At 75.2% G+C, this 11,026-nt stretch carries 5 protein-coding genes; all 5 read left to right on the forward strand.

Features of this window, described 5'->3' with window-relative positions:
- A partial coding sequence (locus tag ACZ7C5_RS29825; protein ID WP_470323816.1) for an amino acid adenylation domain-containing protein occupies window positions 1–6,770 on the forward strand: 6,770 nt, incomplete at its 5' end.
- 291 nt (window positions 6,771–7,061) lie between these two features.
- On the forward strand, window positions 7,062–7,694 hold the full coding sequence (locus ACZ7C5_RS29830) for a helix-turn-helix transcriptional regulator (RefSeq protein ID WP_401088200.1): 633 nt from the start codon (window positions 7,062–7,064) through the stop codon (window positions 7,692–7,694).
- A gap of 59 nt (window positions 7,695–7,753) precedes the next feature.
- Window positions 7,754–8,344: a response regulator transcription factor gene (locus ACZ7C5_RS29835; protein ID WP_401088202.1), complete on the forward strand. Its 591-nt coding sequence runs from the start codon at window positions 7,754–7,756 to the stop codon at window positions 8,342–8,344.
- Window positions 8,345–8,578: 234 nt separating this feature from the next.
- Entirely contained in the window at window positions 8,579–9,880 is a 1,302-nt protein-coding gene (gene ectB / locus ACZ7C5_RS29840; RefSeq protein WP_401088204.1) for a diaminobutyrate--2-oxoglutarate transaminase, read from the forward strand.
- A 30-nt stretch (window positions 9,881–9,910) separates the two neighbouring features.
- Window positions 9,911–10,906, forward strand: coding sequence for an ornithine carbamoyltransferase (locus ACZ7C5_RS29845; RefSeq protein ID WP_401088206.1), 996 nt, complete (start codon window positions 9,911–9,913; stop codon window positions 10,904–10,906).
- The last annotated feature ends 120 nt before the right edge of the window (window positions 10,907–11,026 follow it).

Consider the following 11,026-nt stretch of genomic DNA (forward strand, 5'->3'; position numbering starts at 1 on the left):
CCCACATGCTCCCCACCCACTACCACACCCTCCCCACCCTCCCCCTCACCCCCAACGGCAAAATCGACCGCAACAACCTCCCCACACCCGACCAGCCGTCCTCGGAGCGCGAGTACCTGGCTCCGCGCACCGCGCTGGAAGGCGCCGTCGCGGGAGTCTGGGCGGAGTTCCTCGACGTGTCGCGGATCGGGGTGCACGACGACTTCTTCGAGCTGGGCGGGCACTCACTGCTGGCCGCCCGGGTCGCGTTCCGGCTGCGCGAGGAGCTCGGGGCCGAGCTGCCGCTGAGCGAGGTGTTCGCCGCCCGGACGGTGGCCGGGCTGGCCGAGCTGATCGAGGCGGACCCGGGCCGCGCCCGGCCCGCCGTCCTCCCGCTGCCGCCCGGGCAGCCGGCGCCGCTCTCCTTCGCCCAGCAGCGGATGTGGTTCCTCGACCGGCTGGTGCCCGGTGCCACCGACTACCTGGTGCCGCTGCCGCTGCGGCTGCGCGGGCCGCTGGACGTGCCCGCGCTGCGGGCGGCGCTGGACGCACTGGTGGCCAGGCACGAGATCCTGCGCACCCGGTACGTCGAACGGGCGGGCGAGCTGACGCAGTTGACCGATCCGCCGGGCGAAGTGCCGGTGGCGTGGCTCGACCTGGCCGAGGAGCCGGGCGGCCCGGCCGAACGGGACCGGGCGCTGCGCGAGACGGTGGCGGCCGACCTGCGCCGCCCGTTCGACCTCTCGCGAGGGATCCCGGTGCGCGCGACGCTCGCCCGGATCGGCGCCGAGGACCACCTCTTCCTGCTGACGCTCCATCACATCGCCTCCGACGCTCGGTCCATCGAGGTGATCGGACGGGAACTCGGCGCGCTGTACGCGGCGTTCCGGGCCGGCGCGCCCACCCCGCTCACCGCGCCGGCGCTGCGGTACGCGGACTTCGCCGGCTGGCAGCGCGGTTGGGCCGACGGCCCCGCCCAGGCCGGCCAACTCGCCTTCTGGCGTGAGCGGCTGGCCGGCGCCGCCACCCTGGACCTCCCCACCGACCGGCCGCGCCCGGCCACCCGGGACCCGCGCGGCCGGGACCACTTCAGCACCGTTCCGGCCGACGTGGCGCGGGCGGTGGTCGGGGTCGGGCGACGGCACGGCGCCACCCCGTTCATGGTGCTGCTCGCCGCCTTCCAGACGCTGCTCTCCCGCCACAGCGGCCAGACCGACATCGTGGTGGGCACCCCGGTCTCCGGTCGCGGTCAGGCCGAGGTCCAGGACCTGGTCGGGCTCTTCGTCAACACCCTGGTGCTGCGGGCCGACCTCTCCGGCGACCCGGCCTTCCCCGACCTCCTCCGCCGGGTCCGGGACGGCGCGCTCGCCGCCTACGCCCACCAGGACCTCCCGTTCGAGCACCTGGTGGACGAACTCGCGCCCGACCGGGACACCTCCCGCAACCCGCTCTTCCAGGTCGCCTTCGAGCTGCGGCACGCCTCCCCCGACCCGTTCGCCCTGGACGGCCTGCGGGTCGAGCCGTACCCGGTGGACTCGTCGGTCGCCAAGTTCGACCTGATGCTGTCGGTCGAGGAACTGCCCGACGGCGCGCTGCGCTGCGGATTCGAGTACGCCACCGCGCTGTTCGACCAGGAGAGCGTGGAGCGGCTGGCGGACCACTACGGCCGGCTGCTGGCGGGCCTGGCCGCCGATCCCGAGCGCCCGCTCAGCCGCTTCGACCTGCTGGACGCCCCCGAGCGCCACCGCCTCGACGAGGCCGGCCTCGGCCCGGTGGTGCCGCGCCCCGACCGCTGCCTGCACGAGCTCTTCGCCGACCAGGCCGCGCTCACCCCCGAGGCCACCGCCGTGGTCTTCGGCGCCGAGGAGCTGACGTACCGCCGGCTCGACCGGCGCGCCAACCGGCTGGCCCGCCACCTGGTCGGCCTCGGCGCCGGCCCCGAGGTCCCGGTGGCGGTGGCCCTGCGCCGCGGCCCGGACCTGGTCACCGCGCTGCTGGCGGTCCTCAAGGCGGGCGCGGTCTACGTCCCGGTCGACCCCGAGCACCCGGCGGCCCGCCGCGAGCACCTGCTCCGGGACAGCGCGGCCGCCCTGCTGATCGCCGACCCCTCGCACGACCTGCCGGAGTTCCCGGCCCACGTCGTCCTCGACGGCGGGGACCCGGCCTTCCTGGCCGGCTACGACCCCGCCGCGCTGCCGCCGGTCGACCCGGCCTGCGCCGCGTACGCCGTCTACACCTCGGGATCGACCGGCCTGCCCAAGGGCGTGCTGGTGCCCCACGAGGGAATCCGCAACCGGGTGCTGTGGACCGTCGACCGGCACGGCCTCGCGGCCGGCGACCGGGTCCTCCAGAAGACCACGATCGGCTTCGACGCGGCGATGTGGGAGTTCCTGGCCCCGCTGGTGTGCGGCGCCACGATCGTGCTGGCGCCCGACGGCGCCCACCGCGACCCGGCCGAGATGCTCCGGGCGGTGGCCGAGCACGACGTCACCGTGCTACAGCTCGTGCCGTCGGTCCTGAGCACCCTGGTCGACCAGCCGGGCCTGGACCGGTGCACCAGCCTGCGCCTGGTGTTCTGCGCCGGCGAGCCGCTGCCGGCCCGCCTCTGCGACCGGCTGCTCAGCCGGGTGAAGGTGGAGCTGTACAACACCTACGGGCCCACCGAGTGCTCGATCGACGTGACCGCCTGGCGCTACCGGGCCGACGACGCGGCCCGGATCGTCTCCATCGGCCGGCCGCTGGACAACCTGCGGATCCTGGTCCTCGACCGGGACGACAACCTCGCCCCGGTCGGCGTCCCCGGGGAGCTGTGCGTGGTCGGCGTCGGACTGGCCCGCGGCTACCTGGGCCGCCCCGGGCTGACCGCCGAGCGGTTCGCCCCCAGCCCCTTCCCGCGGCAGCCCGGCGAGCGGCTCTACCGGACCGGGGACCGGGCACGGTGGTGCGCCGACGGCCGGATCGAGTACCTGGGCCGGATCGACGGCCAGCTGAAGGTCCGCGGGGTGCGGATCGAACCCGGCGAGGTGGAGGGCGTCCTGTGCGCCCACCCGGGCGTCGCCGCGGCCGTGGTCGGCGTGCAGCGCCGCGACGACGGGGACCACCGGCTGATCGCCCACGTGGTGCCCGCGGCCGCGGCGGTGCTCGACGCGCAGCGGCTGCGGTCGCACCTGGCGGGCCGGCTGCCGGAGGCGATGATCCCCTCCGCCTTCGTCCTGCTGGACGCGCTCCCGCTGACCGCGAGCGGCAAGGTCGACCGCGCGGCCCTGCCCGTGCCCGACACCGGACGGACCGAGGCCGCGGGCGCGTACGTCGCACCGCGCTCCCCCGTCGAACAGACCCTGGCCGCGGTCTTCGCCGAGGTCCTGGGGCTGGAGCGGGTCGGCGCCGGGGACGACTTCTTCGCGCTCGGCGGGCACTCGCTGCTCGCCACCCGGGTCGCCTTCCGGCTGCGCGACGCGCTGGGCGTCGAGCTGCCGCTCGCCCAGGTCTTCGCCCTGCGCACCCCGGCCCGGCTGGCCGAGCTGATCGAGGCCGGCTACCGGGGCGTCGAGCTGCCGCCCGTCACCCCCGCCCCCAGGACCGGCCCGCTGCCGCTCTCCTCGGCGCAGCAGCGGCTCTGGTTCCTCGACCGGCTGGAGCCCGGCAGCGCCGAGTACCTGGTGCCGACCGTGCTGCGGCTCACCGGCCGGCTGGACGAGCGGGCGCTCGGCCTGGCCCTGGACCACGTGGTGGCCCGGCACGAGGTGCTGCGCACCCGGTACACCGAGGCGGACGGGGTGCCCGTGCAGGTGATCGACCCCGCGCGCCCGCTCGGCCTGGCCGCGCTGGACGTACGCGGCTCGACCGGGCGGGAGCTGCGCGAGCTGCTCGCCCGGGAGACCGGCCGGCCGTTCGCGCTCGACCGCGAGCCGCCGTTGCGGGCCGCGCTGCTGCGGACCGCGGCCGAGGAGTGGCACCTCGTCCTGACGTTCCACCACATCGCCACCGACGCCTGGTCGACGGAGCTGGTGACCGGCGAGATCGGGCGGTACTACCAGTGCCTCACGCACGGCCTGCCGCTGCCGGGCGCCGCACCCGCCGTGCAGTACGCCGACTTCGCCGCCTGGCAGCGCGACCGGCTGGACGAGCCGGTGGTCTCGGCGCAACTGTCCTACTGGAAGGAGCGGCTGGCCGGCCTCCAGCCGCTGGAGCTGCCCACCGACCGGCCGCGCCCCGCGGTGCGCGACCCGCGCGGCGAGCTGCTCGGCGTCGACGTGCCCGCCGATCTCGGCGCGGCGGTGGCGGCCGTCGCCCGGGCCCGTTCGGCGACCCCGTTCATGGTCCTGCTCACCGCGTTCCACGTGCTGCTGGCGCGCTACAGCGGGCAGTCGGACCTCGCGGTCGGCACCCCGGTGGCCGGCCGCACCCGCGCCGAGACGGAGGACCTGGCCGGCCTGTTCGTCAACACCGTGGTGCTGCGGGCCGACCTGTCGGGGGCACCGACCTTCGCCGGGCTGCTCGACCGGGTGCGGGCCGACGCCGTACAGGCCTACGCCCACCAGGACCTGCCGTTCGAGCGGCTGGTCGACGAGCTGCGCCCCGACCGCGACCCGTCCCGCAACCCGCTGTTCCAGGTGATGTTCGAGCTGCTGCACACCCGGCAGAGCCCGCTGGAGATCGACGGCGTCGAGGTCGAGGAGCTCCAGGCCGACTGGCGGGTCGCCAAGTTCGACCTCACCGTCTCCTTCGAGGAGCGGCCGGACGGCACCCTCGCCTGCTCCTTCGAGTACTCCACGGCGCTCTTCGACCGGTCCACCGTGCAGCGGATGGCCCAGCACTACCTGCGACTGCTGCGCAGCGCCGTCGACACGCCGGACGCCCGGATCGGCGAGCTGGAGATGCTGACGGAGCCGGAGCGGCGGCAGCTGCTCACCGACTGGCGCGGCACCGCGGCCGGGCAGCCGGGGCGCTGTGTGCCCGAGCTCTTCTCGGCGCGGGCCGCCGCCCGGCCCGACGCGCTCGCCGTGGTCTTCGCCGGCCGGTCGGAGATCAGTCTGACCTATGCCGAACTCGACGCCAGGGCCAACCAGTTGGCGCACCACCTGCGGGCCTCCGGGGTCGGCCAGGAGAGCGTGGTCGGGGTCTGCCTGGAGCGCGGGCCCGATGTCGTGGTCGCCCTGCTCGCCGTCCTGAAGGCCGGCGGCTGCTACGTGCCGTTCGACCCCGAACACCCCGCCGAGCGGCTCGCCTTCATGCTGGCGGACGCCGGGGCCGGGACGGTGCTGACGCACAGCCGGTTCGCCGACCGCCTGGCCGCCGGGCGGGCGCGGGTGATCAGCCTGGACGGCGACCGCGCGGAGCTGGCACAACGTCCGACGACGGCCCCGGCGGTGACCGTCGATCCGGAGCAGCTCGCGTACGTCATCTACACGTCCGGGTCCACCGGACAGCCCAAGGGCGTGCTGATCCAGCACGGCTCGTACGCCCACCACTGCGAGGTCATCGCCGAGGCCTACGACATCGGCGCGGACGACCGCGTCGTGCTGCTGTCGGCGCTCACCTTCGACGTGGCCATGGACCAGATCGCGGCCACCCTGCTGGCCGGTGCCACCGTGGTGGTGAGCGATCCGCTGTTCTGGAGCCCGGCCGAACTCGCGGACCGGCTGGCCGAGCACCGGGTCACGATCATGGAGATCACCCCGGCCTACTACCGCGAACTGCTCGCCGGCCTCGGGCCGGACGACCGCCGGCTGGACCGGCTGCGGCTGATGAACGTCGGCAGCGACGTGGTCACGGTGGACGACGCCCGGCACTGGGCCGCCACCGGCCTGCCCGCCCGCTTCCTGTGCAACTACGGCCCGACCGAGGCCACCGTCACCTGCGTCCTGCACCCCGTCAGCGGCGAACTGCCGGGCGCCCGCGGGGAGTCCACGCTGCCGATCGGCCGTCCGGTGCCCGGCACCACGGCGTACGTCCTCGATCCCGACCTGAACCCGGTGCCGGTCGGGGTGCCCGGCGAGCTGTACCTCGGCGGGGTCAGGGTCGCCCGCGGCTACCACCGCAGGCCCGCGCTGACCGCCGAGCGCTTCGTCCCCGACCCGTTCTCGCCCGCGCCCGGCCGCCTGTACCGCACCGGCGACCTGGTCCGCTACGCGGCCGACGGGGTCATCGAGTTCCTCGGCCGGATCGACCAGCAGGTCAAGATCCGGGGGTTCCGGATCGAACTCGGCGAGATCGAGGCGGTGCTCGCCCAGCACCCCGGGATCCGGGCGGTCGCCGTGGTGGCCAGGGACCTGCGGCCCGGCGACCGCCGACTGGTGGCCTATCTCGTCCCCCGGGACGGCACGGCCCCCGACATCGCGGCCCTGCGCGCCTTCCTCGGCGACCAGCTCCCCGAGTACATGATCCCCTCGCTCTGGGTGGAACTTCCCGAACTGCCGCTCACCAGCAGCAAGAAGGTGGACCGCAAGGCCCTTCCGGCCCCCGAGGCGGGCCGCCCGCAGCTGGAGCGCGACTACCTCGCGCCCCGCACCCCCGCGGAGGAGCTGATCGCGCGGACCTGGGGCGAGGTCCTGGGCCTCGACCGGATCGGCGTGCACGACGGCTTCTTCGACCTCGGCGGGCACTCGCTGCTCGCCACCCGGGTGCTGGCCCGGCTGCGCCTGGCGTTCGCGGTCGAGCTGCCGCTGCGCCTGCTCTTCGAGGCGCCGACCATCGCCCTCCAGGCGGAGGCCGTCGAACGGGCGGTCGAGGACGAGATCGCCGGGCTCTCCGACGAGGAGGTCGCGGCACTGCTCGCCGAGGAGGCGTAGCACCGGCGCCCTTCATGGGGGCATCGCCCCCATGTTTCTCCCCGGGCCCTGATGGGGGCGCGGTGGCACGCCCCACGGCCGTACGGCCCCCGCCGTCCGCCCGGCAGCCAAGTGCCGGGCGGACGGCGGGGGCCGTGGACGGGCGGCGGCGCAGGTCGGCGGCGGCCGGTGCCGGCCCGGCCCGCGGGCGGGTCGGGAAATCTGGGGGCCGTCACCCGATGCCGCCGGGCGCCCACCGGTCCATGATCTCTTCCTGTCGGGGGCACGGGGCCACATCCCGAGGAGGAGCCGATGGGCGATCCGGTGAGAGTCAGCGTCGTCGCGCAGGACCCGGTGCTGGAGGCCGGTGCGCGGATCAGCTTGCAGTGTCACGGCGACATCGCGGTGGCGCTGCCCGGGGAACAGGCGCAGGTCGCGGTCATCATGGTGGACCGGGTGACCCCGCAGGTGATGGAGACGGTGCGGGCGGCACGGGAGGCGGACCAGCGCCGGGAGGTCGTCCTGGTCGCCACGGAGCTGGCGGCCGGCGACGCGGTCCAGGCGTTCACGGCGGGCACCCGGGGGCTGCTGCGCCGCTCCGAGGCGACCGCCGAGCGGCTGGCGTGGACGGTCGTGGCGGCCGCCGCCGGCGACTGCACGCTGCCGCCCGACCTGCTGGACGGGCTCCTGGAGCACCGGGAGGCGGGTGGCACCCGCCGGGCGGGTGCGGGCGGGCCGGCGGCGCCGGCGGGGTGGGAGCTGTCGGAGCGGGAGCAGGCCGTCCTGCGGCTGGTCGCCGACGGCCGGGAGACCGAGGAGATCGCGCGGGAGCTGTGCTACTCCTCCCGCACCGTGACCACCGTGGTGCACGACGTCACCCGGCGGTTCCGGCTCCGCAACCGCGCCCACGCGGTGGCCTTCGCCCTGCGGGCGGGTCTGCTGTGATCGCGGCGACGACAGCCGCGCCGGCGGCCGTCCTCCCCACCGCGGGGCCCAGGGTGCGGGTGCGGTCGAGCGACGCGGTGGCGCGGGCGGCGGTGGAGGCCAAGCTGACCGTCGCGGGGCTCCGGCCCGACCACGCGCCGGACCCGTCCTCGCGGGACGTGCTGGTGGCCGTCGGCGACACCGCGGAGCGCGCGATCGAGGCCTGCCGCCCCGCGTTGCCAGGCGGTGGTGAGCGGCTGCTGGTGGTGGTGGCCGACGTGCTGTCCCGGCACAGCGCGCTGCGGGCGCTGCGGGCGGGCGCGCGGGCCATCCTGCTGTCCGCCGAGGCGACACCGGCCCGGCTGGCCGCGGCCGTCCACTCGGCCCACCGCGGCGAGGGCCGGCTGTCCCACCCGGTGCTGGCCTGCCTGCTCGACGGGTCGCCGGAGCCGCCCGGCCCCGGAGGGCACCCGGGCACCTCGCCGCTGACCGGCCGCCAGACCGAGGTGCTGCGGCTGATGGCGGACGGCCACGGCAACGAGGCCATCGCCCGGACGCTGCGCTGCTCCAAGCACACCGTCAAGAACGTGATCTACGAGCTGATGGGCCAGCTCCAGGTGCACAACAGGGCCCACGCGGTGGCCCACGCCGTGCGGACCGGGCTGATCTGACCCGCCGGCCGGTGCGGGTCCCGGTCCCGGAACCCGGACCGGGCCCCGCACCGGGACAAACGCGCAGTGACACCGGCGCCGAGGGCTGCCGCTCGTTCCCTGGTACCGGGCCGTGCTCCGGCGACACGCTGCTCCTGCCGATGTCCGTCCGGCGGGCATGGCGAACCCTCACTCCACCCGTGGGCGGCGCCACGAGCACTCCACCGCGGGTTCGATCGCTGCCGAGAGGACCTGATGGACATCACCCAGGACACCCGGAACACTGGCCAGGAGCCTTTGCCGGAGCACGAGTTCAAGGTCTTCGAGGAGCTGGAGTCGGAAGTCCGGCTGTACTGCCGCACGTTCCCGGCCGTCTTCGAGCGGGCCAAGGGCGCCGAGCTGCACACCGAGGACGGCCGTACGTTCATCGACTTCTTCTGCGGCGCCGGGACGCTCAACTACGGGCACAACAACGACGCCATCAAGGCCCGGGTGGCCGAGTACCTCGCCGCCGACGGCATCACGCACGGCCTGGACATGTACACCGTGGCCAAGCGGGAGTTCCTGGCCGCCTTCGCCGACACCGTGCTGCGGCCCCGCGGGCTGGACTACAAGGCGCAGTTCACCGGCCCGACCGGCACCGACGCCGTGGAGGCCGCGCTCAAGCTCGCCCGCAAGCAGACCGGCCGCACCGGCCTGGTCGCGTTCACCGGCGCGTACCACGGCATGTCGCGCGGTTCGCTCGCGGTGACCGGCAGCCGCCGGGCCCGCCGGGCGGGCGGGGTCAGCGGGCAGGACGTCACGTTCATCCCCTACGAGGACGGCCCGCAGGGCCCGTTCGACTCGATCGGGTACCTGGAACGGCTGCTCGCCGACTCCTCCTCGGGCGTCGACCTGCCGGCCGCGGTGATCCTGGAGCCGATGCAGATGGAGGGCGGGGTCTACCCGGCGAGCGCCGGGTGGCTGCGCGCCCTGCGCGAACTCACCGAGCGGCACGGCATCCTGCTGATCCTCGACGAGATCCAGGCGGGCTGCGGCCGCTCGGGCCGGTTCTTCTGCTTCGAGCACGCCGGGATCACCCCGGACGTGGTGACGCTGTCCAAGTCGCTCAGCGGCTACGGGCTTCCGCTGTCGCTGGTGCTCTTCAGACGGGAGCTGGACGCCTGGGAGCCTGGTGAGCACACCGGGACGTTCCGCGGCAACCAGCTGGCCTTCGTCGCCGCCACCGCGGCCTGCGAGCTGTGGCGGCAGGACTCCTTCCACACCGGGCTCGCCGCCGGGACCGCCCGCCTGGACCGGTTCCGCGGCGAACTGGACGGGCTGGGGCAGGGCCTGGTGACGCGCGGGCTCGGGATGGCGCTCGGCATCGACCTCGGGGCCGCCGGCGGCCCCGAGCGCGCCAAGCGGCTCCAGCGGTACGCCTTCGAGCAGGGGCTGATCGTCGAACTGTGCGGCCGTGCGGACGAGGTGGTCAAGCTGCTGCCGCCGCTGACCGTCGACCCCGCGCTGCTCGACCGGGGCCTCGACGTACTGCGGCAGGGCCTGCAAACGATCTGACATCCCGTCCCGTCACGGAAGGAGAAGGCCATGTCCCGTCCGCCACGCCGCCACCTGATCTCGATCGACGACCTCGGCTTCGAGGAGATGCACCGCATCGTGCAGCGGGGCGCCGACTTCGCCGCCGGCCGGCGCGAGGACGCCCGCCTGCCGCGCGACACGGTGGTGGGCGTCCTGTTCCGCAGGACCTCCACCCGCACCCGTACCGCCTTCTCGGCCGGAGCGCTGCGGCTGGGCGGCCGGTTGATCACCTACGGCCCCGACGACCTCCAGGAGAACACCGGGGAGACGGTCGAGGACACCGCCGCCGTGCTGTCCCGGATGCTCGACGTGCTGGTGGCCAGGACCGCGGGCAGCGAGGCCGAGCTGCGGGCCTTCGCCGCCCAGGAGCGGATGGCCGTCGTCAACGCGATGAGCGCCGCCGAGCACCCCACCCAGGCGCTCACCGACCTCACCACGCTGCTCGGCCGGTTCGGGCGGATCGAGGGCCTGCGGGTGCTCTACGCCGGCGAGGGCAACAACACCGCCTCGGCGCTGACGCTGGCGCTGTCCCGCTACCCGGGGACGGCGCTGTACCTGCGCACCCCGGACGGCTACGGGGTCGAGCGGCGCTACCTCGACCGGGCCGCCGAGTACGCGGCGGGCAGCGGCGCGCTGGTGGAGCAGCGGCACGACATGGCCGACCTGCCCGAGGTCGACGTGGTCTACAGCACCCGCTGGCAGACCACGGGCACCACGAAGGCCGACCCCGACTGGCGGCTCGCCTTCGAGCCGTTCCGGGTGGACAAGGCCGTCATGGACGCCAGCCCCGGCGCGCTGTTCATGCACGACCTGCCCGCGCACCGCGGCGACGAGGTGACCGCCGAGGTGCTCGACGGGCCCGCCTCGATCGCCTTCGAGCAGGCCGAGAACAAGTACCACAGCGCCCGCGCGGTGCTGGAGTGGTGCGTCGGCGGCCCGGAGGACAGCGGCCCCGGGAACGGCGGCCTGGAGGACGGCGGCCCGGCGGGAGACGGCCCGGAGTGATCCCGGCGAAGGGGCCGCCTCCCGGAATCCACCGGGAGGCGGCCCCTTCGGCGTGTCCGGCCGCGGGCGCGCGGAAGGGCGGCTCCCCGCGGCGGAGCCGCGGGGAGCCGCCCTTCCCTG

Source organism: Kitasatospora sp. NPDC036993, assembly GCF_055607525.1.